Raw genomic sequence first — 22,670 nt, forward strand, 5'->3', positions numbered from 1 at the left:
TCAGGTCGAGGCGTCGAATGCCGCCAACACATGGCGCGGAAGTGACCGCGGCGCAATCAGCATGGCGTCGAATCGCAATTCGAATTCGGCATGCTCGGGATGCGCCACGAGCCAGCCTTGCGCGGCGTCGATGATGCGTTGCTGCTGGCGCGGCGTCACCGCGAAGGCGGCGTCATCCAGCGTGGCGCGCGCCTTGACCTCGACGAAGGCGATCAAATTGCGGCGGCGCGCCACGATGTCGATCTCGCCATGCGGGGTGCGATAACGCTTGGCGAGGATGCGGTAGCCCTTGGCCATGAGATACGCGGCGGCGCGGCTCTCGGCCGAGATGCCGGTGCGGAACGCGGCGACGCGCTCGGGCGAGGCGACTTTCGGTTCCGCCGGGACTTCAGTCTTCGCCATCGCCGCCCCGCAGGTCTTTTGCGAGCTCGAGTGCGCGGGCATAGACCTCGCGGCGCGGCCGCCCTGAGAGGGCCACCGCATGCGCCACGGCATCCTTGACGCTGTGCGCGGCCAGCTGCTCGCGCAGGAGGTCGTCCAGCGCATCCGATGTAAGCACCTCGGCGTCCGCAGCCGGTGGGGCGATCACCAGCACGAATTCGCCGCGCGTCTCCAGCGCGTCGGCCTCGCGCGCCAGCTCGGGCAGCGTCGCACGCGACACCTCCTCGTGCAGTTTGGTCAGCTCGCGGCAGATCGCGGCCTCGCGCGTCCCCATGATCTCGGCGAGCTTAGTGAGCGTGTCCTGCACGCGGTTGCCGGATTCGAACATCACCAGCGTTGCGTCGATGCGGGCGAGCTCGGCGAGGCGCGCGCGGCGCGCGGCGGATTTGGCCGGCAGAAAACCCTCGAAGAAGAAACGGTCGGTCGGCAGCGCCGCGACCGACAGCGCCGCCAGCACCGAGGACGGGCCGGGCAGCGCATACACGGCGTGGCCAGCCGCGCAGACCTCGCGCACCAGCTTGAAGCCGGGATCGGAGATCAGCGGCGTGCCGGCGTCCGAGACCAGCGCGACCGAACCGCCAGCCGCAAGCGCTTCCAGGATTCTTGGGCGCGCGGCTTCCGCGTTGTGCTCATGATACTGTTTGAGCTGTGCCGCGATGGCGTAGCGCTCGGTCAGGCGGCGTGTGATCCGGGTGTCCTCGCAGGCGATGACGTCCACGCCGGCGAGGGTCTGAAGCGCCCGGAGCGTAATGTCGCCGAGATTGCCGATGGGAGTCGCGACCAGATGGAGGCCCGCCGCCGCCTTCGGCGCCGCAAGCCTGTGGGCGTCGATGGAGAAGCCACGCGGGGCGGCGTCTGGGTCTTCAGGCGTATTTATCGGGGCCGGCTTTGCGCGCATAATGAAGCGAACTTAGGCATGATCCGCAGGGCTGGGAACCGGCTCTTCGAAAAAGATCGTGCCGAGGTGAGGGGCGACGAACGGACGGGAATGTGATCGATCCGGGATTGTATCGTGAGGGCGTGTGGGGCCCTCGGCCATATTCGCGACGGAAACCCCGCCTTGATGCTGAGTGAGTGTCGGTGAAGCTGGCCAGAACGGAGGGCCGGCCGCGTTAAGCGGTTATTATCCTTTTGTTTTAGTTAACTATTTGCCGACAATATGCCTGAATCCGCGGTTTGTGTCGCGGAAAGAAAAAATGTGTGCCGGCTGGCGAAGGCCGGTCGGAAGAGAAGCTGTCATGGTGGGCCGGCGTCATCCAAAATCTCCCATTCCGGGGTCCCGATCGTCGGGAGCGACCCGGCGGAGCGCGCTCGGCCTGTTGCTCGGCACGCCCCTGCTGTCGGCCTGCACCGGCGTGCAGCAGAGTCTCAGCCAGTTCACCAGCCCCTTCGGTGGTTCCTCGCCGCCGGCTCAGCCCGCCGGGCCGCCGCAACAGGCCACGACTGCGGGCACCGGCGGGGTCAAGGTCGCCGTGATCCTGCCGCTCTCGGCCGCCGGCAATGCCGGCCTCGCGGCGCAATCTATGCGCAACGCCGCCGAGATGGCGCTGGCCGAGTTCCAGAATCCGAACATCCAGCTCCTGATCAAGGACGACAATGGCAGCCCGCAAGGCGCGCAAGCGGGCGCGCAGCAGGCGGTCGACGAGGGCGCCGAGATCATCCTGGGGCCGCTGTTCGCGCAGTCAGTGCCGGCGGTGGCGCAGGTCGCGCGCACGCGCGGCATTTCGGTGATCGCGTTCTCGACCGATTCCAGCATCGCCGGCCGCGGCGTCTATCTTCTCTCGTTCCTGCCGGAGTCCGACGTCAACCGCATCGTCGAATATTCCGCCAGCATCGGAAAGCGCTCCGTCGCCGTGCTCGTGCCCGACAATGCCTATGGCAATGTCGTCGAGGCCGCCGTGAAGGCGGCGGTGCCGCGCCGTGGCGGTCGCATCGTCGCGTTCGAGAAATACGGCGCCGATCGTGCCACCCCCGCGCGGACCGTGGCACAGCAGCTCGGCAGCGCGGACGCGCTGTTCATTGCCGATGACGGCGATGCCGTCGTGTCAGTGGCGGATGCGATGACGGCGGCGGGCGCGAATTTGCGCAACATCCAGCTGCTCGGCACCGGGCTGTGGGACAATCCGCGCGTCTATGCCAGCGCGGCGTTGCAAGGCGGTCTCTATGCCGCGCCGGACCCGGCCGGTTTCCGCGCGTTCTCGGGCCGCTATCGCACCAAATACGGCGCCGAGCCGATCCGCACCGCGACGCTCGCCTATGACGCGGTCGCCCTCGTCGCCGCACTCGCGCGCACGCAAGGCACCACGCGCTTCTCGCCTGACGTGCTCACCAATCCCTCCGGCTTTGCCGGCATCGACGGGCTGTTCCGCTTCCGCCCCGATGGCACCAACGAACGCGGCCTTGCGGTGATGAAGGTGACGCAAGGCGGCGGCGTTGCGGTCGCGGGCTCGCCGAAGAGTTTTGGCGCGTGATGGCTTCGTAGCTTCGTAGCCTGGATGAAGCGAAGCGCAGTCCGGGTTCTCTCCGCGCGGTAAGACCGCCCCGGATTACTCTGCGCTCCATCCGGGCTACTAGATCCCACCAACTCTCAGCTAGATCGCACGGAATCGGTGGGCACGCTTCGCTTTGCCCACCCTACAGCAGCTCGCTACGCCGCCAAATCCGCGACCACCGCATCCAGCACCGGAAAACCGCTGCTCGTCACGCGCAAGCGTCCCGTCGCATCGACCGTGATCGCGCCTTCCTCGCGCAGCAGCGCGATGCGGCCGGGGTCGAGCGGGCGGCCGGAGAGGGCGGTGTAGCGCTCGGGGTCGATGCCTTCGGCGAGGCGCAACCCCATCAGCAAGAATTCGTCGGCGCGCTCCTCGCTGTTGAGGAGATCGTCGGTGACGACGCCGTGGCCGTTGGTCTCGACGCGCAGCAGCCAGGCCTCGGGACGTTTCTCGGTGGCGGTGGCATGCCTGATACCGTCGATGTCGAGGCGGCCGTGCGCGCCGGGGCCGATGCCGGCATATTCGTCGCCGCGCCAGTAGACCAGATTGTGCCGGCACTCGGCCCCGCGCCGCGCGTGATTTGAGATTTCGTAGGCGGGCAGCCCGAGCTTGTCGCAGGTCTCCTGCGTGACGTCGTAGAGCGCACGCGCGGCGGCTTCGTCCGGTGTCTTCAATTTGCCGGCCTGGTGCAGGCCGAAGAACGGCGTGCCCTCTTCGATCGTCAATTGATAGAGCGACAGATGCTCGGCCGCTTCATCGATCGCGAGACGCAGCTCATCGGCCCACATCGCCGGCGTCTGGTCGGGACGGGCGTAGATCAGGTCGAACGAATAGCGCTTGAACGAGTGGCGTGCGATCGCGACCGCATCGAGTGCCTCGCGGGCGCTGTGCATCCGGCCGAGTGCTTTCAGCGAGACGTCATCGAGCGCCTGCACGCCGAGCGAGACGCGGTTGACGCCGGCGCTGCGGTAGCCGGCAAAGCGGGTGGCCTCAACGCTGGTGGGATTTGCCTCCAGCGTCACTTCGACGTCGCCGGCAACATGCCAATGCTTGCCGATCGCATCGAGCACCGCGCCGACGGTCGCGGGCTGCATCAGTGACGGCGTGCCGCCACCGAGGAAGATCGAGGTGACCTCGCGCCCGGGCGCGCGCTCGGCGGTCGTGGCGATCTCGCGCGCAAAAGCTGACGCAAACCGCGCCTCGTCGATCGCGGCGTGGCGGACGTGGCTGTTGAAGTCGCAATAGGGGCACTTCGACAGGCAGAACGGCCAGTGCACGTAGACGCCAAAGGCTTCCTTAGCGCGGCTCAAGGCAGATCTCCGCCAGTTTCACAAAGGCGCGGGCGCGGTGCGATAGGCCAAGGCCGAGCGGCGGCAGGCCGTGCTTCTCGATGCTGTCCATCTCGCCGAAAGTGCGGTTGTGGCCGTCGGGCAGGAACATCGGATCGTAGCCGAAGCCGGCATTGCCGCGCGGCGGCCAGACCAGCGTGCCGTCGACGCGCGCCTCGACCTCTTCGAGATGATCGTCGGGCCAGGCGACGCAGAGCGCGGAGACGAAGTGCGCCCCGCGCTTGTCCGGCGTGGTGGCGCCGCGCTCCTGCAACAGCCGCTCGATCTGTGCCATCGCTGCGCTGAAGTCCTTGGACGGGCCGGCCCAGCGCGCGCTGTAGATGCCGGGCGCGCCGTCTAGCGCGTCGACCACGATGCCGGAATCATCGGCGAAGGAAGCAAGCCTGGTCGCCTGCGCCGCCGCGATCGCCTTGATCGCGGCATTGCTGCGGAAATCGCTGCCGGTCTCTTCGGGCTCGGGAAGGCCAAGCTCGCCGGCCGACACCGCCGCGATGCCGTACGGTGCAAGCAGCTCCCGCATCTCGGCGAGCTTGCCGGGATTGTGGGTGGCGATGACGAGCTTGTCCGTGATTCGGCGGTGCATGGCCTATAGACTACGCTACCGCCAGTTTCTGCAAGTCCACGAGACGCGCGACGCCCTTGCGCGCCAGCGCCATCAGCGCCAGGAACTCGGTTTCCGTGAATGGCTCGCGTTCCGCGGTGCCCTGCACCTCGATGATGCGGCCGTCGCCCGTCATGACGAAATTGGCGTCGGTCTCGGCCTCCGAATCCTCGGCATAGTCGAGATCGAGCACGGGCGTGCCGTTGTAGATGCCGCAGGAGATCGCGGCGACGTTGTCGCGCAGCACGTTGGCCTTGACCATGTTGCGCGCCTTCATCCAGGCGATGCAGTCGGCAAGCGCGACCCAGGCACCGGTGATCGAGGCCGTGCGGGTGCCGCCGTCAGCCTGGAGCACGTCGCAATCGACCGTGATCTGGCGCTCGCCGAGCGCTTCGAGATCGACGATGGTGCGAAGCGAGCGGCCGATCAGGCGCTGGATCTCGACGGTACGGCCGCTTTGCTTGCCGGCGGAGGCCTCGCGGCGGGTGCGTTCCGAGGTCGCGCGCGGCAGCATGCCGTATTCGGCGGTGACCCAGCCGCGGCCCTGGCCCTTCAGCCACGGCGGCAGGCGGTCTTCCAGCGTGGCGGTAACCAGGACATGGGTGTCGCCGAATTTCACCAGGCAGGAGCCTTCCGCATATTTGACGACGCCGCGCTCCAGCGTCACGGGGCGCAATTCGTCGGGCGCACGGCGGCTTGGCCGCATGGGAAATCCTCCAAAACTCTCGGAAAAAGGCTGTTCGCGGTGCTTGTAGGTGGGGTGAGGGTGGGCGGCAAGGTTTTTTCACCCCTGATGCCGAGCGCGCAAACGCCACGCTTGTCAGAAGCGCCCGGGATGGACAAATTATGAGCGTCTGAGAGGAGTTACCGTCTGTGGCCCAACACGATCCGATCCATCTGATCGCGCCACGCGCAGGCCTTGCTCAGCTCAACGAGCGTTCCCGCGATATCTTTCGTCAAATTGTCGAAAGCTATCTGGCGACCGGTGAACCTGTAGGCTCACGCAATATTTCGCGGCTGATCGCCTTGCCGCTTTCGCCGGCCTCGGTCCGCAACGTCATGGCGGATCTGGAACAATTGGGCCTGATCTACGCCCCACACACCTCGGCCGGCCGTTTGCCGACGGAACTCGGCCTTCGCTTCTTCGTCGACGCCCTGATGCAGGTCGGCGACCTCAACGAGGCCGAACGGCAGTCGATCCAGAGCCAGCTGGCGTCCGTCGGCCAGGCGCAGTCGGTCGAGGCGGCGTTGGACCAGGCCTTGACGCGGCTGTCGGGCCTGACCCGCGCCGCCGCCGTCGTGCTGACGCCGAAATCCAATGCGCGGCTGAAGCACATCGAGTTCGTCCGGCTGGAACCGGAGAAGGCGCTGGTGATCCTGGTCGGCGAGGACGGCCAGGTCGAAAACCGCGTGTTGACGCTGCCGCCCGGAGTTCCCTCCTCGGCGATCACCGAGGCCGGCAATTTCCTCAATGCGCGCATCCGCGGCCGCACCCTGGCCGAGGCGCGGCTCGAGCTCGAGACCGCGCTCGGGCAAGCCCGCGCCGAGCTCGACCAGCTGACGCAGAAGGTGATCTCGGCCGGCATCGCAAGCTGGTCCGGCGGCGAGAACGAGGACCGGCAGCTCATCGTCCGCGGCCACGCCAATCTGCTCGAGGATCTGCACGCGCTGGAGGATCTGGAGCGGGTGCGCCTGCTGTTCGAGGACCTCGAAACCAAGCGCGGCGTGATTGACCTGCTCGGCCGCGCCGAAACCGCGGAAGGCGTGCGCATCTTCATCGGTTCGGAGAACAAGCTGTTTTCCTTGTCGGGCTCCTCCACCATCATCTCGCCCTATCGGGATGCCGCCGGCCATATCGTCGGCGTTTTGGGCGTGATCGGTCCGACGCGGCTGAATTATGCCCGTGTGATCCCCACGGTGGACTACGCCGCCCGCATCGTCAGCCGCCTTCTGGGGGGCTGACCGGCGTTTCCGCCGATCACGGGCGCTTGATTTTCGGACGCTTAGGCACGATATCCGGGCCAACAATCCCTGGAAACGAGTTCGAGATTAGAGCCGATGACCGATCGAGACCGGCAACCCGAAGACACGACCGCGCCGACGCCCGAGCCCGTGGTGTCAAAGCCCTACATCATGCCCGACGATCCCGAGCCGGGCTCGGTCGAAACGTTGCAGAAGGAAGCCGCTGAAGCGCGCGACCGCATGCTGCGGACGCTGGCCGAGATGGAGAATCTGCGCAAGCGCACCGCCAAGGAGGTCGCCGACTCCAAGCTCTACGGCGTCACCGGCTTTGCCCGCGACGTGCTCGACATCGCCGACAACCTTCAGCGCGCGCTCGATGCCGTTCCGGCCGAGGCGCGTGCCGCCGCCGATCCCGGCCTGATCGCGCTGATCGAGGGCGTCGAGCTCACCGAGCGCTCGCTGCTCAACGCGCTGGAAAAGCACGGCGTGAAGAAGTTCGATCCCCAGGGCCAGAAGTTCGACCCGAACTTCCAGCAGGCGATGTTCGAAGTGCCCGATGCGTCGGTGCCGTCGGGCACCGTGGTGCAGGTCGTGCAGGCCGGCTACACCATCGGCGAGCGCGTGCTGCGCCCGGCGCTGGTCGGTGTCGCCAAGGGCGGCGCGAAGGCCGCGCCTGCGGCGAACAGCAACGAGTCGAGCGGCGCAGCGAACTGATCGATCCTCATGGTGAGGAGGCGCCGTAGCGCCGAACCATGCAGGCTCGGCAGCATCAGCTCGGCCTTCATCCTTCTAGACGCGCGCGAAGAAGCGCGCTCCTCAGGACGAGGGTTTGGCAGGTGTTTCGCGCCGACTACGCGCTCACCGCGATATCACCCGACTGAATCCGCTTCACGCCGGCCTTGGCCATATCGGCCCAGGCCTTTGCCAGCGAGCCCTGCGTGTCGATGCCGCGGCAGGCGTCTTCCACCACGTAGACCTCGAAGCCCGCCTTGCGCGCATCGAGCGCGGTCCAGGCGACGCAGAAATCGGTCGCGAGACCCGCAACGAAGACGCGCTTGATCTTGCGGCCCTTCAAGTAGCCGGCAAGGCCCGTCGAAGTCTTGCCGTCGGCTTCGAGGAAGGCCGAATAGCTGTCGACGTTCTTGTGAAAACCCTTGCGGATGATGAGCTCGGCGTGCGGGATCGCAAGGTCCTTCGACAGCGCCGCGCCTTCGGTGCCCTGCACGCAATGGTCCGGCCACAGCACCTGTTTGCCGTAAGGGAGATCGACGGTCTCGAACGGTTTCTTGCCGGCGTGTGTTGACGCAAACGAGACATGGCCCTGCGTGTGCCAATCCTGCGTCATCACCACGTTCGAAAACGCTTTCGAGATCTTGTTGATGACGGGCACCACCTGATCGCCTTCCTTCACCGCGAGACTGCCGCCGGGCAGGAAGCAGTTCTGGACGTCGATCACGAGCAGCACGGTTGCATCGTCGGGCTTGATCGATGCCGCGGCAAGGAGTGCGGTTGGCGTGAGCGCCGCGAGCGCCGTGGTCCCAAGCGCCGCAAGGATTTGTCGTCGATCCAACATCGTTCGCCTCCCCTTAGGATGATCCAACAGGGGGGAGCCTAGTTCCGTTCGTGTACGAACAGAAGCCTGAAAATGGTGAGCGCTTGGGCTATCGCCGCGGGCTCGGTGCACCTCTCCCGCTCGCGGGAGAGGTCGGCGCATAGCGCCGGGTGAGGAATCCCTCCTCTGGGGGAGTCTTTGTTGTTGAAGCACCCTCTCCCCAACCCTCCCCCGCAAGCGGGGGAGGGAGCGCACCGCCGCCTTTGCAGATGCCGCCTACCCCTTCGGCTGGATGCCGTCGCGCACGGCGCGGAAGCGGGTGAAGGCGGCCAGCCATTGCTCGCGCGGGGCGCTGGCGATGATGCGCAGCGAAGCACCGCCGCTCGAGAAGCGGATCCACTGCACCACGGTCACGGGGGTCTTGTCCTTGCCGCTGACACCGTCGATCCGGGTCTCGAAACCCTGCTGGCCGTTGATGCGGATCGGCTCGGACATGGTGACGCGCGACTCGCGCAGGCCAGGAATCTGGAGCGCCGCCTCCTGGGCGAAGCGGGCGCGGTCGGCGGCCTGCTGCGGGGTGGCGCCGATCAGGCCGAGGATCATGAACGGCTTCGACTCATAACCCGTGCTCTCGTCGCCGTCGGCCAGGATGATGCTCGAGCCCGGCGCCAGCGTACGGATGTCCTTGAAGTTGGCGAGATCGGTGATCTTGAACGGCATCAGCCCGATCTGCTCTTCGGTCGAGACCTGCTTGCGGGTCACAGCGCTCGCAAACATCTGTCGCACCGCTTCATCCGTGTAGATCTTGGTCGCATTCTCCGGGATCTGCACCGCGACATAGCCGGAGAAGCCGGCGCCCGGCACGATCATCGAATAGCGCCTCACCGGGGTATCGCCGGCCTTGCCGCTTTCGGTGGTGAAGTAGGCAAGGCCCGCAGGTGTCTCGATCTTGTCCTGCTTGACGCCGCCCGTACCGGCCGGATTGGAATTGAAGGCGTTCACGACCTCGCCATAGGCCGCCGGCGGCAGCTCGGTGATCAGCACCTTGACGCTGCCGTCCTCGGTCTCGAAGCCCGGAAAGGTCTTTGCCGTGTTCAATCCCACCAGCGGCACCATGCCGAGGCGCAAGCCGGGCGGGTAAACGGCGTCGGCGGCAAGGGCCGGCAGCGCGGAGCCCACGAGGAGGGCGAGCGCGGCGAGGGGGCGGATCAGCTTCATGGGCACTCTGATTGGTTCACATTGAGGCCGTTCGATGGTCGGTCACCGGGCCGCTTTGTCGCGCTGAGCAGCCTCAAGGGCGCTGCCCGGCCGGTCCGCTTTTAGCGGGTTTGGCCTTGCCGCAACAGGGTGGGGCGGATTGCGGTGGCCGGGCTTGCCGAGGTCTGGACCTGTTAATAATTCCTCACCCGCAAGGGCGGTTGAGCCCGGATATGATCTTCCAAAAACCCAATGTTTTCACGGCCGAAACTTGCGTTCGGTCCTTGCAGGCCCCTCCCCCCCTCCTATATGACCCCCAATCATCGCAATATCGCGGATGTTTGATCTTAGGGGGTTTGGATCGGGTGCCTTCTGGGCCCAACCAACCTGCCGCAAAAACAAGGATATCAGGACCATGGGAAAGGTCATTGGGATCGACCTCGGCACCACGAACTCGTGCGTGGCCGTAATGGATGGCAAGAACGCCAAAGTCATCGAGAATTCCGAAGGCATGCGCACGACGCCTTCGATCGTCGCCGTCACGGACGACGGTGAACGCCTCGTCGGCCAGCCGGCCAAGCGCCAGGCCGTCACCAATCCCGAGCGCACCTTCTTCGCAGTGAAGCGCCTCATCGGCCGCCGCTACGACGACCCGATGGTCGAGAAGGACAAGAAGCTCGTCCCGTACAAGATCGTGAAGGCTTCCAACGGCGACGCCTGGGTCGAGGCCGACGGCCAGACCTACTCGCCTTCGCAGGTCTCGGCGTTCATCTTGCAGAAGATGAAGGAGACCGCGGAAGCCCATCTCGGCCAGAAGGTCGAGCAGGCCGTCATCACCGTTCCCGCCTACTTCAACGACGCCCAGCGCCAGGCGACCAAGGACGCCGGCAAGATCGCAGGCCTCGAAGTGCTGCGCATCATCAACGAGCCGACCGCGGCCGCGCTCGCCTATGGCCTGGACAAGACCAAGGCCGGCACCATCGCCGTGTACGACCTCGGCGGCGGCACCTTCGATATCTCCATTCTCGAAATCGGCGACGGCGTGTTCGAGGTGAAGTCGACCAACGGCGACACCTTCCTCGGCGGCGAGGATTTCGACATGCGCCTCGTGGGTTATCTGGCCGACGAGTTCCAGAAGGAGCAGGGCATCAACCTGCGCAACGACAAGCTCGCGTTGCAGCGCCTGAAGGAAGCCGCTGAAAAGGCCAAGATCGAGCTGTCGTCGACGACGCAGACCGAGATCAACCTGCCCTTCATCACTGCGGACCAGACCGGCCCGAAGCATCTGACGATGAAGCTCACCCGCGCCAAGTTCGAGGCGCTGGTCGACGACCTCATCCAGAAGACCGTCGAGCCCTGCCGCAAGGCGCTGAAGGATGCCGGCGTGACCGCCGGTGAGATCGGCGAAGTCGTGCTGGTCGGCGGCATGTCGCGCATGCCGAAGGTCCAGGAAGTCGTCAAGCAGCTGTTCGGCAAGGAGCCGCACAAGGGCGTTAACCCGGACGAAGTCGTGGCGATCGGCGCCGCGATCCAGGCCGGCGTGCTCCAGGGCGACGTCAAGGACGTGCTGCTGCTCGACGTGACCCCGCTGTCGCTGGGCATCGAGACGCTGGGCGGCGTGTTCACCCGCATTATCGACCGCAACACCACGATCCCGACCAAGAAGAGCCAGGTATTCTCGACGGCTGAAGACAATCAGAATGCCGTCACCATCCGCGTCTTCCAGGGCGAGCGTGAAATGGCCGCCGACAACAAGATGCTCGGCCAGTTCGACCTGATGGGCATCCCGCCGGCTCCGCGCGGCATGCCGCAGATCGAGGTGACCTTCGACATCGACGCCAACGGCATCGTCAACGTCTCGGCCAAGGACAAGGCCACCGGCAAGGAGCAGCAGATCCGCATCCAGGCCTCCGGCGGTCTGTCGGAAGCCGACATCGAGAAGATGGTCAAGGACGCGGAGGCCAATGCCGAGGCGGACAAGAAGCGCCGCGAGGCCGTGACTGCCAAGAACGAGGCGGACGGACTGGTGCATTCGACCGAGAAGGCCCTGGCCGAGCACGGTTCGAAGGTCGCCGAGAACGAGCGCCGCGCCATCGAGGACGCCGTCAGCGATCTCAAGGAAGCGCTGAAGGGCGACGATGCCGAGGCGATCAAGGCCAAGACCCAAACGCTGGCCCAGGCTTCGATGAAGCTCGGCGAAGCCATGTACAAGCAGCAGGCCGAGGCCGACGCCAAGAAGGATGCGGCCAAGGACGACGTTGTCGACGCGGAATTCACCGAGGTCGACGACGACAAGAACAACAAGAAGTCCGCTTAAACCCCAAGAGGGTGATGATGCGGACGGCTTGGACCCCACACGCGCTACCGCCCTCCCCCCTTGCGGGGGAGGCCGCCGTGTCGGGACGGACGGGCGAGGCGCCTGTTACGATCGATAAATTCCCAACCGTTATGTTGAACGCCGCTGCGCTGCCCTCTGCCGTACGGCAGAAGGCTGCCTATATGGTTGCGTGGCAACGTTGTTTCGCTCCGACTTGAATCGCGATTGGATAGACCGAGCCCGCCATGTCCACGTCCACCAAGCGCTGCTATTACGAAACTCTCGAAGTCGAACGCACGGCCGACGACTCGGTGCTGAAAACGTCCTTCCGCAAGCTTGCGATGAAGTTCCACCCCGACCGCAATCCCGGGGACGACACCAGCGAAGTCAAGTTCAAGGAAATCAACGAGGCCTACGAAGTCCTGAAAGACAAGGACAAGCGCGCGGCCTATGACCGCTATGGTCACGCTGCCTTCGAGCAGGGCGGCGGTGGCGCCGGCTTCGGCGCGGGCTTCGCCTCCTCTTTCTCCGACATTTTCGAAGATTTGTTCGGCATGGCCGGACAGCGCGGCCGCGGCGGCCGCGAGCGTGGCGCGGACCTGCGCTACAACATGGAGATCACGCTCGAGGAAGCCTTTGGCGGCAAGACCGCGCAGATCGAGATCCCGGTCTCGGTCACCTGCGAGGCCTGCTCGGGCATCGGCGCAAAGGCCGGGACCAAGCCGAAGACCTGCTCGACCTGCGGCGGCGCCGGCCGCGTGCGGCAGTCGCAGGGCTTCTTCACGCTAGAGCGCACCTGCCCCGGGTGCCAGGGCCGCGGTCAGATGATCGAGGATGCCTGCCCCTCCTGCTCGGGCCAGGGTCGCGTCACCCGCGAACGGACGCTATCGGTCAACATCCCCCCGGGCGTCGAGGACGGCACGCGGATCAGGCTTGCCGGCGAAGGCGAGGCGGGGGTCCGCGGCGGCCCGCCCGGCGACCTCTACATCTTCCTGTCGCTGGCCCAGCACCAGTTCTTCCAGCGCGACGGCGCCGATCTGCATTGCCGCGTGCCGATCTCGATGGTGACGGCGGCACTTGGCGGCGAATTCGAAGTGCCGACCATCGAGAAGGCCAAGTCCAAGGTGAAGGTACCAGCTGGAACCCAGTCCGGTCGTCGGTTCCGCATTGCATCAAAGGGCATGCCGGTGCTGCGCTCGCGCCAGATGGGCGACATGTATGTTCAGGTCGTGGTCGAGACCCCGCAGAACCTCACCAAGAAGCAGCAGGAATTGCTGGCCGAGTTCGAGAAGCTCTCCTCCGGCAATACCCAGCCGGAATCGGAGGGATTCTTCGCCAAGGTCAAGGATTTCTTCGGTAATCGCGCAAGTTGACCCGTCTTGACCGTGCCGCCTTCGGCCTATACGTCTTTATGACCATTTTCTGACACGCCGCGGTCCCGCGGTCCCGTCCGGTCCCGACATGCCATTGCCATCGTCCGCGCGTGCGTTGAAGAAGCCTCGTCTCGATGACGAGGTGCGTTTTCTCCGGTCGTGGATCGAAAAGCCGCTGCACATGGGTGCGGTGATGCCGTCGGGCAAGCTGCTGGCCCGGACCATGGCGCATTACGTCGATATCGACTCGGACGCACCTGTGGTCGAGCTCGGACCCGGCACCGGCGCCATCACCTCGGCGCTCATCGAGCGCGGCGTCGATCAGAAGCGTCTCGTCCTCGTCGAATACAATCCCGGTTTCTGTGCGCTGCTGCGTGACCGCTATCCGCAAGCCAAGGTGGTGCAGGGCGATGCCTACCGCCTGCGCGACACGCTCTGGAACGTCTTGAGCGCGCCGGCGTCTGCGGTCGTCTCCGGCCTGCCGCTCGTCACAAAGCCGATGCTGACGCGGCTGCGGCTCATCCGCGACGCCTTCACGGCGCTGGCTCCCGGCGCGCCGTTCGTCCAGTTCACCTATGCGGTGGTGCCGCCGATCCCGAAATCGCTGCCCGGCGTGTCCACAGAGGCCTCGGAACGGATCTGGATGAACCTTCCGCCGGCCCGCGTCTGGGTGTATCGCAGGGACTAATTCCGCCGGCTGCTCTTCTTGCGCGGCGGACCCGTTTCGCCGAACGCATTGGATTGGATGTCAGCTCCCAAGATCCTGGTCATTCCCGGCTCGCTGCGCACCGGCTCGCACAATACGAAGCTGGCGGCGGTCGCAGCCTATGAATTTGCCCAGGCCGGCGTCGACGTTACGCGCATCTCGCTCGCCGATTTTCCGCTGCCGATCTATGACGGCGATCTCCAGGCCAAGTCCGGCGTGCCCAAGCACGCCATCAATCTCAAGCGGATGATCGGCGCGCATCATGGCGTGCTGTTCGTCTCGCCCGAATACAATGCCTCGGTGCCGCCGCTGCTGAAGAACGCGATCGACTGGGTCAGCCGCGTGCACGAACTGCACGAGGCGCGCGGCGAGGTGTTCCGCAACCGCGCGTTCGCGCTCGCCGGCGCCTCGCAGAGCAGGTTGGGGGCCGCCCGCGCGCTCCAGGCGCTCAGGCTGATCCTGACCTCCTGCCACGCCAATGTGATTGCCAGCCAACTCACGCTCGCCTTTGCCGACCAGGCCTATGACGATATGGACAGGCTGAAGAACGAGGCTGACATCGCCGCGTTGAAGGAGCTGGTAGCGCAATTGATCGACATTTCCCAACGCATGATGTGAGGTGACATGACGCCAGCCGAAATCGCCCCGAAAGACCGCCTGATCGTTGCGCTCGATGTGCCGAGCGTCGATGCCGCGGAAGCGTTGATCAACAGGCTCGGCGACAGCGTCACGTTCTACAAGATCGGCTATCAGCTCGCCTATGCCGGCGGCCTTCCGCTGATCGGCAAGTTTGCCGACAAGGGCAAGAAAATTTTCGCCGATCTCAAGATGCACGACATCGGCAACACGGTGACGCGCGGCGTTGAGAGCGTAGCCAGGCTCGGCGCGACGTTCGTCACCGTGCACGCCTTTCCGCAGACCATGAAGGGCGCCGTCGAAGGCCGCGGCAGTTCGAGCCTGAAGATCCTCGCCGTCACCGTGCTGACGTCCTACAACGATGACGATCTCCATGCGGCCGGCTATCGGCTCGGCGTCTCCGAGCTGGTCGAAGCGCGCGCGCAGCAGGCGCAGGTGCTCGGCGTCGACGGTCTGGTGTCGTCGCCGGAGGAAGTGGGTAGCCTCCGCAAGATCGTCGGCCACCAGATGAGCCTCGTTACGCCCGGCATTCGGCCAGCGGGTTCGGCAAGCGGCGACCAGAAGCGCATCATGACGCCAGGCCGCGCCATTGCCGCTGGCGCCGATTATCTCGTCGTCGGTCGGCCGGTTGTGGAAGCCGCTGACCCCAAGGCGACGGCTGATGCCATCCAGGCAGAAATCGCAGCGGCGCTTGGCTGATCAACAACAGGGAGAAGAACAATGGCAAAAGGCTACTGGATCGGACGCGTCGACGTGAGCAATGACGAGGGCTACAAGCCCTATGCGGTCGCCAATCTCGCGATCTTCAAGAAATTCGGCGGCCGCTATGTTGTTCGCGGTGGCCGCCTCACTACCGTCGAAGGCGCCAGCCGCACCCGCAACGTCGTGATCGAATTCCCGGATTACGAGACCGCGATCGCCTGCTACAATTCGCCGGAATACCAGGCCAACATCAAGGTCCGCCAACCGCACTCCGTCGCCGACCTCATCATCATCGAGGGCTATGACGGGCCCCAGCCGGGATAGGCATCCGACCTTCAGGCAGGGCCCTCGCGTTTGACAGCTGGGAAACTGCCGAGCGTGCTCGTCCTGCATGGTTCGAGACGCCCGCTTGCGCGGGCTCCTCACCATGAGGGTCTGACATCTCGCCGCGAAACGCGCCCTCATCCTGAGAGCCCGCCATAGGCGGGCGTCTCGAAGGATGGCCGCAGGCGATCCTGCCCGATCCCCCTCGGTTGCCGGAACTGCATCCCCCCGCTAAAACGGCTTCGAAGAGGATCACATCATGTCCGATATGCGCTTGATTGTTGCTGGAGCCGGCGGCCGGATGGGCCGGGCGCTGACGCGGGCGATTGCCGAGAGCAAAGGCGCGGTGCTGGCCGGTGCGCTGGAGGCGCCGGGCTCGGACCTGCTCGGCAAGGATGCCGGTGTGCTCGCAGGGTTGCCGGCCAACGGCATCAAGCTCTCCGCCGACCTCTGGGCGATGTCGAAGGAGGCCGACGGCATCCTCGATTTCACCGTGCCGGCGGCAACCATCGCCAATGTCGCGATCGCCGCCGAGCGCGGCATCGTGCATGTCATCGGCACGACTGGGCTTTCGGGCTCCGACAACGCCGTGATCAAGAGCGTCACCAATCGCGCGGTCGTGGTGCAATCAGGCAATATGAGCCTCGGCGTCAACCTGCTCGCCGCGGTGGTCAAGCGTGTCGCCAAGGCGCTCGATGAAACCTTCGACATCGAGATCGTCGAGACCCATCATCGTATGAAGGTCGACGCGCCCTCGGGCACCGCGCTCATGCTGGGCCAGGCGGCAGCTAGCGGCCGTGGCGTCCCGCTCGATGAGCGTGCCGCGCGCGGCCGCGACGGCATCACCGGCGCGCGGCGTCCCGGCGACATCGGCTTTGCCTCTTTGCGCGGCGGCACTGCGGCCGGCGATCACAGTGTCAGCTTCCTCGGCCCGTTCGAGCGCCTGACGCTGTCGCATCAGGCTGAGGACCGCATGCTGTTCGCTCACGGCGCGCTCAGGGCGGCGCTGTGGGCGCATGGCAAGAAGCCGGGGCACTACTCCATGGCCGACGTGCTCGGCCTGTCCGACATCTGAACGAGAGCATGATCCGGAAAAGTGCGAAGCGGTTTTCCGACAAGGTCATGCTCAAAACAATAAACTAGATGGAAAGCAGTTGATGAGCGAACGTCTTCTCGTGCTCGTGCGCCACGGCCAGAGCGAATGGAATCTGAAGAACCTGTTCACGGGCTGGAAGGACCCTGACCTCACCGAACTCGGCGTGAAGGAAGCCACGGAAGCCGGCCGCAAGCTGAAGGCGCAGGGGCTCGTGTTCGACGTCGCCTACACTTCGGTGCTGACGCGCGCGCAGCATACGCTCGACCTCATCCTCGGCGAGCTCGGCCAGGAGGGCCTGCCGACCTCGAAGGACCTCGCGCTGAACGAGCGCGACTATGGCGATCTTTCCGGCCTCAACAAGGACGACGCCCGCAGGAAATGGGGCGAGGACCAGGTGCTGATCTGGCGCCGCTCCTACGACGTGCCGCCGCCCGGCGGCGAGAGCCTGAAGGACACGCTGGCGCGCGCGCTGCCATATTACGTGCAGGAGATCCTGCCCGGCGTGCTCAACGGCAGGCGTACGCTGGTCGCCGCCCACGGCAATTCGCTGCGCGCGCTGATCATGGTGCTGGAAAAGCTCTCGCCCGAAGGCATCTTGAAGCGCGAACTCGCGACCGGCGTGCCGATCATCTACCGTCTCAACGCGGATTCGACGGTGGCCTCGAAGCTGGATCTGGCGGGGTAGACTTTCTTTGCCTCTCCCCGCATGCGGGGAGAGGCCGGATTGCATCGAAGATGCAATCCGGGTGAGGGGGACTCTCCGCGAGTCCGACTGTCACCGTCCCTGCGGAGACTCCCCCTCACCCCGACCCTCTTCCCGCAAGCGGGGCGAGGGAGAAAAATCACTGCATCCCCAGCCGCCCGGCTTCCCAGCCCAGCATCGCCTGCTTGCGCGTGATGCCCCAGTGGTAGCCTGTCAGCGTGCCGCTCTTGCCGAGTGCGCGGTGGCAGGGGACCACGAACGAGACCGGGTTCTTGCCGACCGCGGCACCGACGGCGCGCGAGGCTTTCGGGCTGTTGATGTTGCAGGCGATGTCGGAATAGGACACCGCGCGGCCCATCGGGATCTTCAGCAGCGTCTCCCACACCCGCACCTCGAAATCGGTGCCGATCAGGACAACGCGCAGCGGCTGGTCCGGTCGCCACAGTTTCGTGTCGAAGATGCGCGCCGCAAGCGGCGCGGTGCCTTCGTGATCTTCGACATAGGTCGCGTTCGGCCAGCGCCGCGTCATGTCGGCGAGTGCGATCTTCTCCTCACCGTGATCGGCGAAGGCCAGTCCCGACAGGCCGCGGTCCGTTGCGATCACGATCGCGGTGCCGAACGGCGAGGGATGGAAGCCGTAGCGCAGCGTCAATCCCGCACCGCCGTTCTTCCATTCGCCTGGCGACATCGCTTCATGGGTGACGAAGAGATCGTGCAAGCGGCCGGGGCCCGACAGCCCTGAGTCGAGCGCGGCGTCGAGGATGCTCGCGGAATCCCGTAGCAGCCCCTTGGCGTGGTCGAGGGTGAGCGCCTGCATGAAAGCCTTCGGCGTGATCGAGGCCCAGCGGCGGAACAGATGGTGCAGCTCATCCGGCGTGACGCCGGCCGCATCCGCCATCGCTTCGATGGCAGGCTGGGCGCGCCAGTTTTCCGAGATGAACGCGATGGCCCGGCGCACGGAATCATAGTCGCGCAGCGCGGCGTTCTGGGGGCCTGGCTTGGCCAGGCGCTGGTCATGTATGGCGAGTGTCATCATGATCGGAAATGTAGGAGAGGGGCGAGGGCGAAACCACCCGATTCCTGATCCGAAATCAGGTGACCGGATTGTAGGTCGGGCCTCGCTTGGCGGCGTTCAGCGCCTCCACCAAGCCTTTGTAAAAACTTGCCTTTTCTTCCGGTCCGAGGAACCTCGCGATCTGGATCTGGTGGCCGCGCGAGATCAAATAGAGATGTTCGATGCCAAAATCCTCGTCGACCTCGATGTCGAGCCGGACCCAGAGCGGATTGAACGTCCATTCGGCGACCTGCCCGCGATGGCTGACGCGGCGCACGCGCAATTCGGAAGGGGTCACAACGATTTCCTCGCGGGCCCGCGCGGCGCGGAAATTGACCTTGAAGGCCCACCAGATCACGAGGACGTCGAGGCCGAAGAAGCCGAACACCGGCCACGCCCCCATCATCAGGAACGCCAGGCCGGTGACGAAGCTGACGACGCTCAGGAACAGCATCACGGCGAGGAAGCCGGTGCGGTTCAGCGAGCGGTGTGGCGTCAGCCGCGCGGAGAAGATTTGCACGTCGCGCGGATCTTCAGAATCGCTGCGCTCTATTTCGTTGCCTGTGCTCATCGTCCCTCAGTATATCCCGATCATGGCGAAAATCACCCGTAAGCCGGCCCCGCGCAAAGCGGCCATACCGAAGAAAAAGGCAAAAGCGGCCGTGGCGAAGCCGAACGTCCCCGCCAAGAAGGCGCTCCAGGCGACAAGGCCCTGGACTCCTGCCGAAATCCACGAGGCCTTCAGCCGTTTCCGCAAGGCCAATCCGGAGCCGAAGGGCGAGCTCGAGCACGTCAATCCGTTCACGCTGCTGGTTGCCGTGGTGCTGTCGGCGCAGGCGACCGATGCCGGCGTCAACAAGGCGACGCGCGCATTGTTCGAGGTGGCCGATACCCCGCAGAAGATGCTCGACCTCGGCGAGGAGCGCCTGCGCGAGTACATCAAGACCATCGGCCTTTACCGCACCAAGGCCAAGAACGTAATTGCGCTGTCGGCAAAGGTGCTTAGCGATTTCGGCGGCGAGGTGCCGCGCACGCGTGCCGAGATCGAGTCGCTGCCCGGTGCCGGACGCAAGACCGCGAACGTGGTGCTCAACATGGCCTTTGGCGAACACACGATGGCGGTCGACACGCATGTCTTCCGCGTCGGCAATCGCACCGGGCTTGCGCCGGGCAAGACGCCGCTTGAGGTCGAGCTTGGTCTCGAAAAGGTGATCCCGGCCGAGTTCATGCTGCATGCCCATCATTGGCTCATCCTGCATGGCCGCTATACTTGCCTCGCGCGCAAGCCGCGCTGCGAAGTCTGCCTGATCAACGATCTCTGTCGGTGGCCGGAGAAGACGGTCTGAGATCGCGGCGAGTCCGCTTTGGGGTGATGTCGTGAGTCCACAAGAACAAGTTCCGTCATCCCCTCCCACCGCAACACCATCTCCACCGCCCAAGCCGACGCAGCGGCCGGCCACTTCGCTCTGGAGCCGGCTGGCGATCCCGCTGTTCGCCGTGATCGTTGCGCTCGGCTTCGTCGCGCTGGCGACGTTGCGGTTCGACGAATGGGTCGGCAACGCCGTAATCCAGACCACCAATGACGCCTATGTCCGCGCCGAGCTGACGCGGCTGTCGAGCCGCGTCTCGGGTGAAGTACTCAATGTAGGGGTGACCGACTTCCAGCGCGTGAAGGCCGGCGATCTCCTGATTCAGATCGACCCCGCCGATTACGAGGCGCAAGTCGCGCAGGCCGAAGCCGCCGTTGCCGCCGCGCAGGCCACACTCGACAATCTCGCCAACCAGATCGAGCTGCAGTATGCGACGATCGCTCAGGCCCAGGCCGCGCGGCTCTCGGCCGAAGCCTTGGAGGTCGAGGCAAAACAAGAGCAGGAGCGCCAGCAGTCGCTGTCGCAGACCGAGTCCGGCACGCGGCAGCGCTTCGAGCAGGCGGTCGCTGGCTACGCCAAGGCGCAGGCCGACGTGCGTGCCAGCCGCGCCGTGATCGCGGCCCAGCAGCACCAGCTCGAAGTCCTGCAAGGCACCAAGAAGCAGCGCGCTGCGGATGTCGAGGCGACCAAGGCGACGCTGGCGAGCGCGAAGCTCAAGCTCGGCTACACGAGGATATCAGCGCCGTTCGACGGCGTCGTCGGCGAGCGCCAGGTCCAGCCCGGCGACTATGTCAATATCGGGACCAATCTCATCAACGTGGTGCCGCTGCCGAAAGTCTATGTGATCGCGAACTACAAGGAGACCCAGCTCACGCATGTGCGGCCGGGCCAGCCGGTCGAGATCACCGTCGACAGTTTTCCGCGCGAGAAGCTGCGCGGCCAGGTCGAGCGCATTGCGCCGGCGACGGGCGCTCAGGTCGCGCTGCTACCACCGGATAATGCGACCGGCAATTTCACCAAGGTAGTGCAGCGCATTCCCGTCCGCATCCAGTTCGATGACAATCAACCATTGCTGACGCGGCTGGTGCCCGGCATGTCGGTCGTCACCAGCATCGACACGAAGAGCGGCAATGGCGGAAAATGACGATGCCCGCCGCGGACCGGTCTCGCGCGGCGGCATCGCGCCCCAGCCGCTGTTTGCCGTGGCGGCGGTGCTGCTCGGCTCGTTCCTCACCAATGTCGACAGCCGCCTGACCACAATCGGCCTGCCCGATCTGCGCGGTGCGTTCTCGCTCTCGTTCGACGAAGGCGCCTGGCTCTCCACCGCCGGCATCGGATCGCAGATCTTGATCGCGCCCGCGGTGCCGTGGCTTGCGACCGTGTTCGGCCTGCGCCGCGTGCTCGGCATCCCGAGTTTGATCTATGCCGTGATCTCGCTGATCGTCCCCTTCGTGCACGATTATCCGACGCTGCTCGCGCTCAGCGTCGTGCATGGCCTCCTGCTCGGCACCTTCGTGCCGGCGACGCTGATGATCGTGTTCCGCAATCTGCCGATGCGCTGGTGGCTGCCGGCGATCGCGCTCTATTCGATCCGCGTCGGCTTTGCGTTCGATACATCGAGCTCGCTGGTCGGCTTCTATGTCGATCATCTCGGTTGGCAATGGGTGTACTGGCAGAGTGTGGTGATCGCGCCCCTGATGGGCCTGATGGTTTATCTGGGCACGCCGAGCGAGCCGGTGAACCGCGCGCTGCTGCGCGAGGCCGATTGGGGCGGCATGCTGCTGCTCGGCGCGGCGGTCTCGATGATCTATGCCGGGCTTGACCAGGGCAACCGACTGGACTGGCTCAGCTCCGGCACGGTGATGGCGCTGCTCGCCAGTGGCGGGATTCTGTTTGTGGCTTTCCTCGTCAACGAGTCGCTGGTCAGGCAGCCCTGGGCGCATGTCAACGTGCTGTTCTCGCGCAACATCGGATTGGGGCTGATCCTGATCCTGCTCTACACGCTGACCAGCCTGTCCAACTCAACGCTGGTGCCGAATTTCCTCGCCACCATCGCCCTGCTCAGGCCCGAGCAGAGCGGCCTCCTGTTGCTCACCTATGGCGCGCTGCCGATGTTCGTGCTGGTGCCGCTTTCGATCTGGCTGCTCAGGCATTTCGATACGCGGACGGTGCTGGTCGTGGGATTTGCCTGCTTTGCCGCGGCCAATCTCTGGGGCACGCAGCTCACCCACGCCTGGGCGCGCGAGGATTTCACCGGCATCGTTCTGCTGCAGGCGATCGGGCAGTCGCTGACCTTGCTGCCGCTGATCATCACGCTGCTGTCCAATGCCGATCCGAGCCGTGCCACCGCCTTTGCCGCCTATATCCAGGTCATGCGGCTCGGCGGCGCCGAGATCGGCGTGGCGCTGATGGGGACCTGGCTGCGCGTACGCGAGCAGGTCCATTCCTTCTATCTCGGTCAGAACCTTGCGGTCGGCGATGTCGATCTGATGCACAGACTGAAGCAGCTCGCCGACCATTTCGCGGCCCATGGGACAGGATCGGCGCAGGCGCGTGCGGTCGGCACGCTCGCGGGCGTCGTGCAGCGCGAGGCCAATGTGCTCGCCTATATCGACGGTTTCTGGCTGTGCTTCTGGCTGGCAATGGCCGCGCTCGGCGTCCTCGCGCTCGTCACCCGCGCGCCGACGGGCCCGTTCGCGCCGGCGCCGTTCGGCTTCGCCAAGATGCTCTTGCGCAAATGCGGGGTGACGTTGACTTGAATGCGATGGCGTTTGGGTCGTTCGATCATGCCGCGG

Annotated in this window: 23 protein-coding genes; 14 read left to right on the top strand and 9 right to left on the bottom strand. The window is 65.4% G+C overall.

Annotation, left to right across the window (positions count from 1 at the left end; translation table 11 throughout):
• Positions 1–402: a YraN family protein gene (locus tag NLM27_RS33980; protein WP_254147422.1), complete on the bottom strand. Its 402-nt coding sequence runs from the start codon at positions 400–402 to the stop codon at positions 1–3.
• On the bottom strand, positions 389–1,339 hold the full coding sequence (gene rsmI / locus NLM27_RS33985; RefSeq protein WP_254147423.1) for a 16S rRNA (cytidine(1402)-2'-O)-methyltransferase: 951 nt from the start codon (positions 1,337–1,339) through the stop codon (positions 389–391). The genes NLM27_RS33980 and rsmI overlap by 14 nt, the downstream gene beginning before the upstream one ends.
• Positions 1,340–1,679: 340 nt before the next feature.
• Between rsmI and NLM27_RS33990 the strand changes: the two genes are divergently transcribed.
• Positions 1,680–2,912 carry a penicillin-binding protein activator gene (locus tag NLM27_RS33990; RefSeq protein WP_254147424.1) on the top strand — a complete coding sequence of 411 codons (1,233 nt, stop codon included), beginning with the start codon at positions 1,680–1,682 and terminating at the stop codon, positions 2,910–2,912.
• A gap of 176 nt (positions 2,913–3,088) precedes the next feature.
• Here NLM27_RS33990 and hemW read toward each other — a convergent pair whose 3' ends face one another.
• Genes hemW through rph form a run of 3 tightly spaced genes read right to left on the bottom strand, consistent with a single transcriptional unit; the run spans position 3,089 to position 5,589 of the window.
• The gene (gene hemW / locus NLM27_RS33995) at positions 3,089–4,243 is read right to left on the bottom strand and encodes a radical SAM family heme chaperone HemW (protein WP_254147425.1); all 1,155 of its coding nucleotides are present in this window, start codon (positions 4,241–4,243) and stop codon (positions 3,089–3,091) included.
• Positions 4,230–4,865, bottom strand: coding sequence for an RdgB/HAM1 family non-canonical purine NTP pyrophosphatase (gene rdgB, locus NLM27_RS34000; protein ID WP_254147426.1), 636 nt, complete (start codon positions 4,863–4,865; stop codon positions 4,230–4,232). Before rdgB ends, hemW begins: the two co-directional genes overlap by 14 nt.
• A gap of 10 nt (positions 4,866–4,875) precedes the next feature.
• Positions 4,876–5,589 (bottom strand): ribonuclease PH, encoded by a 714-nt coding sequence (rph, locus tag NLM27_RS34005; protein ID WP_254147427.1) that lies wholly within the window; start codon positions 5,587–5,589, stop codon positions 4,876–4,878.
• A gap of 167 nt (positions 5,590–5,756) precedes the next feature.
• On the opposite strand from rph, the gene hrcA reads away from it, so the two are divergent.
• Both hrcA and grpE read left to right on the top strand, forming a co-directional pair.
• A complete protein-coding gene (gene hrcA, locus NLM27_RS34010; protein WP_254147428.1) occupies positions 5,757–6,845 on the top strand; it encodes a heat-inducible transcriptional repressor HrcA in 1,089 nt (362 codons plus the stop codon).
• Between the two features lie 96 nt (positions 6,846–6,941).
• Positions 6,942–7,559, top strand: a complete 618-nt coding sequence (grpE, locus tag NLM27_RS34015) for a nucleotide exchange factor GrpE (RefSeq protein ID WP_254147429.1) — start codon at positions 6,942–6,944, stop codon at positions 7,557–7,559.
• A gap of 136 nt (positions 7,560–7,695) precedes the next feature.
• Here the strand turns inward: grpE and pncA are convergent, their stop codons facing one another.
• Together pncA and NLM27_RS34025 are read right to left on the bottom strand one after the other, a co-directional pair.
• Complete coding sequence (gene pncA / locus NLM27_RS34020; protein ID WP_254147430.1) at positions 7,696–8,418, bottom strand: bifunctional nicotinamidase/pyrazinamidase; 723 nt, start codon at positions 8,416–8,418, stop codon at positions 7,696–7,698.
• A gap of 255 nt (positions 8,419–8,673) precedes the next feature.
• Entirely contained in the window at positions 8,674–9,615 is a 942-nt protein-coding gene (locus NLM27_RS34025) for a hypothetical protein (RefSeq protein WP_254147431.1), read from the bottom strand.
• A 394-nt stretch (positions 9,616–10,009) separates the two neighbouring features.
• Here NLM27_RS34025 and dnaK point away from each other — a divergent pair, with 394 nt between their 5' ends.
• The 8 genes from dnaK (at position 10,010) to NLM27_RS34065 (ending at position 17,433) form a co-directional block, all read left to right on the top strand.
• Positions 10,010–11,911: a molecular chaperone DnaK gene (dnaK, locus tag NLM27_RS34030; RefSeq protein ID WP_254147432.1), complete on the top strand. Its 1,902-nt coding sequence runs from the start codon at positions 10,010–10,012 to the stop codon at positions 11,909–11,911.
• Between the two features lie 245 nt (positions 11,912–12,156).
• Positions 12,157–13,284, top strand: coding sequence for a molecular chaperone DnaJ (gene dnaJ, locus NLM27_RS34035; protein WP_254147433.1), 1,128 nt, complete (start codon positions 12,157–12,159; stop codon positions 13,282–13,284).
• 88 nt (positions 13,285–13,372) lie between these two features.
• Positions 13,373–13,972 (top strand): class I SAM-dependent methyltransferase, encoded by a 600-nt coding sequence (locus NLM27_RS34040; RefSeq protein WP_254147434.1) that lies wholly within the window; start codon positions 13,373–13,375, stop codon positions 13,970–13,972.
• Positions 13,973–14,029: 57 nt separating this feature from the next.
• Positions 14,030–14,608 carry an NADPH-dependent FMN reductase gene (locus NLM27_RS34045; RefSeq protein WP_254147435.1) on the top strand — a complete coding sequence of 193 codons (579 nt, stop codon included), beginning with the start codon at positions 14,030–14,032 and terminating at the stop codon, positions 14,606–14,608.
• A 6-nt stretch (positions 14,609–14,614) separates the two neighbouring features.
• A complete protein-coding gene (gene pyrF / locus NLM27_RS34050) occupies positions 14,615–15,325 on the top strand; it encodes an orotidine-5'-phosphate decarboxylase (protein WP_254147436.1) in 711 nt (236 codons plus the stop codon).
• Between the two features lie 21 nt (positions 15,326–15,346).
• On the top strand, positions 15,347–15,652 hold the full coding sequence (locus tag NLM27_RS34055; protein ID WP_254147437.1) for a DUF1330 domain-containing protein: 306 nt from the start codon (positions 15,347–15,349) through the stop codon (positions 15,650–15,652).
• A gap of 259 nt (positions 15,653–15,911) precedes the next feature.
• Positions 15,912–16,727 (top strand): 4-hydroxy-tetrahydrodipicolinate reductase, encoded by an 816-nt coding sequence (dapB, locus tag NLM27_RS34060; RefSeq protein WP_254147438.1) that lies wholly within the window; start codon positions 15,912–15,914, stop codon positions 16,725–16,727.
• A gap of 82 nt (positions 16,728–16,809) precedes the next feature.
• The gene (locus tag NLM27_RS34065) at positions 16,810–17,433 is read left to right on the top strand and encodes a 2,3-bisphosphoglycerate-dependent phosphoglycerate mutase (protein WP_254147439.1); all 624 of its coding nucleotides are present in this window, start codon (positions 16,810–16,812) and stop codon (positions 17,431–17,433) included.
• A 157-nt stretch (positions 17,434–17,590) separates the two neighbouring features.
• On the opposite strand, the gene NLM27_RS34070 is transcribed toward NLM27_RS34065, so the two are convergent.
• Positions 17,591–18,487 carry a bifunctional helix-turn-helix domain-containing protein/methylated-DNA--[protein]-cysteine S-methyltransferase gene (locus NLM27_RS34070; RefSeq protein ID WP_254147440.1) on the bottom strand — a complete coding sequence of 299 codons (897 nt, stop codon included), beginning with the start codon at positions 18,485–18,487 and terminating at the stop codon, positions 17,591–17,593.
• Between the two features lie 55 nt (positions 18,488–18,542).
• The gene (locus NLM27_RS34075; RefSeq protein WP_254147441.1) at positions 18,543–19,076 is read right to left on the bottom strand and encodes a DUF2244 domain-containing protein; all 534 of its coding nucleotides are present in this window, start codon (positions 19,074–19,076) and stop codon (positions 18,543–18,545) included.
• A gap of 22 nt (positions 19,077–19,098) precedes the next feature.
• Between NLM27_RS34075 and nth the strand changes: the two genes are divergently transcribed.
• From nth to NLM27_RS34090, 3 genes are read left to right on the top strand one after another with little or no spacing between them, the layout of a single operon-like run.
• A complete protein-coding gene (nth, locus tag NLM27_RS34080; RefSeq protein ID WP_254147442.1) occupies positions 19,099–19,851 on the top strand; it encodes an endonuclease III in 753 nt (250 codons plus the stop codon).
• A gap of 31 nt (positions 19,852–19,882) precedes the next feature.
• Positions 19,883–21,019 carry an HlyD family secretion protein gene (locus NLM27_RS34085; protein ID WP_254147443.1) on the top strand — a complete coding sequence of 379 codons (1,137 nt, stop codon included), beginning with the start codon at positions 19,883–19,885 and terminating at the stop codon, positions 21,017–21,019.
• The gene (locus tag NLM27_RS34090; protein ID WP_254147444.1) at positions 21,006–22,634 is read left to right on the top strand and encodes an MFS transporter; all 1,629 of its coding nucleotides are present in this window, start codon (positions 21,006–21,008) and stop codon (positions 22,632–22,634) included. Before NLM27_RS34085 ends, NLM27_RS34090 begins: the two co-directional genes overlap by 14 nt.
• Positions 22,635–22,670 lie beyond the last annotated feature (36 nt).

The sequence above is a fragment of the Bradyrhizobium sp. CCGB12 genome (assembly GCF_024199845.1).
Taxonomy (GTDB): Bacteria; Pseudomonadota; Alphaproteobacteria; order Rhizobiales; family Xanthobacteraceae; genus Bradyrhizobium.

Coding starts and splice junctions, on each gene's coding strand:
- NLM27_RS33980 (WP_254147422.1), bottom strand. CDS start 402: ATGGCGAAGACTGAAGTCCCGGCGGAACCGAAAGTCGCCTCGCCCGAG.
- rsmI (WP_254147423.1), bottom strand. CDS start 1,339: ATGCGCGCAAAGCCGGCCCCGATAAATACGCCTGAAGACCCAGACGCC.
- NLM27_RS33990 (WP_254147424.1), top strand. CDS start 1,680: ATGGTGGGCCGGCGTCATCCAAAATCTCCCATTCCGGGGTCCCGATCG.
- rdgB (WP_254147426.1), bottom strand. CDS start 4,865: ATGCACCGCCGAATCACGGACAAGCTCGTCATCGCCACCCACAATCCC.
- rph (WP_254147427.1), bottom strand. CDS start 5,589: ATGCGGCCAAGCCGCCGTGCGCCCGACGAATTGCGCCCCGTGACGCTG.
- grpE (WP_254147429.1), top strand. CDS start 6,942: ATGACCGATCGAGACCGGCAACCCGAAGACACGACCGCGCCGACGCCC.
- pncA (WP_254147430.1), bottom strand. CDS start 8,418: ATGTTGGATCGACGACAAATCCTTGCGGCGCTTGGGACCACGGCGCTC.
- NLM27_RS34025 (WP_254147431.1), bottom strand. CDS start 9,615: ATGAAGCTGATCCGCCCCCTCGCCGCGCTCGCCCTCCTCGTGGGCTCC.
- dnaK (WP_254147432.1), top strand. CDS start 10,010: ATGGGAAAGGTCATTGGGATCGACCTCGGCACCACGAACTCGTGCGTG.
- dnaJ (WP_254147433.1), top strand. CDS start 12,157: ATGTCCACGTCCACCAAGCGCTGCTATTACGAAACTCTCGAAGTCGAA.
- NLM27_RS34040 (WP_254147434.1), top strand. CDS start 13,373: ATGCCATTGCCATCGTCCGCGCGTGCGTTGAAGAAGCCTCGTCTCGAT.
- NLM27_RS34045 (WP_254147435.1), top strand. CDS start 14,030: ATGTCAGCTCCCAAGATCCTGGTCATTCCCGGCTCGCTGCGCACCGGC.
- pyrF (WP_254147436.1), top strand. CDS start 14,615: ATGACGCCAGCCGAAATCGCCCCGAAAGACCGCCTGATCGTTGCGCTC.
- NLM27_RS34055 (WP_254147437.1), top strand. CDS start 15,347: ATGGCAAAAGGCTACTGGATCGGACGCGTCGACGTGAGCAATGACGAG.
- dapB (WP_254147438.1), top strand. CDS start 15,912: ATGTCCGATATGCGCTTGATTGTTGCTGGAGCCGGCGGCCGGATGGGC.
- NLM27_RS34065 (WP_254147439.1), top strand. CDS start 16,810: ATGAGCGAACGTCTTCTCGTGCTCGTGCGCCACGGCCAGAGCGAATGG.
- NLM27_RS34070 (WP_254147440.1), bottom strand. CDS start 18,487: ATGATGACACTCGCCATACATGACCAGCGCCTGGCCAAGCCAGGCCCC.
- NLM27_RS34075 (WP_254147441.1), bottom strand. CDS start 19,076: ATGAGCACAGGCAACGAAATAGAGCGCAGCGATTCTGAAGATCCGCGC.
- nth (WP_254147442.1), top strand. CDS start 19,099: ATGGCGAAAATCACCCGTAAGCCGGCCCCGCGCAAAGCGGCCATACCG.
- NLM27_RS34090 (WP_254147444.1), top strand. CDS start 21,006: ATGGCGGAAAATGACGATGCCCGCCGCGGACCGGTCTCGCGCGGCGGC.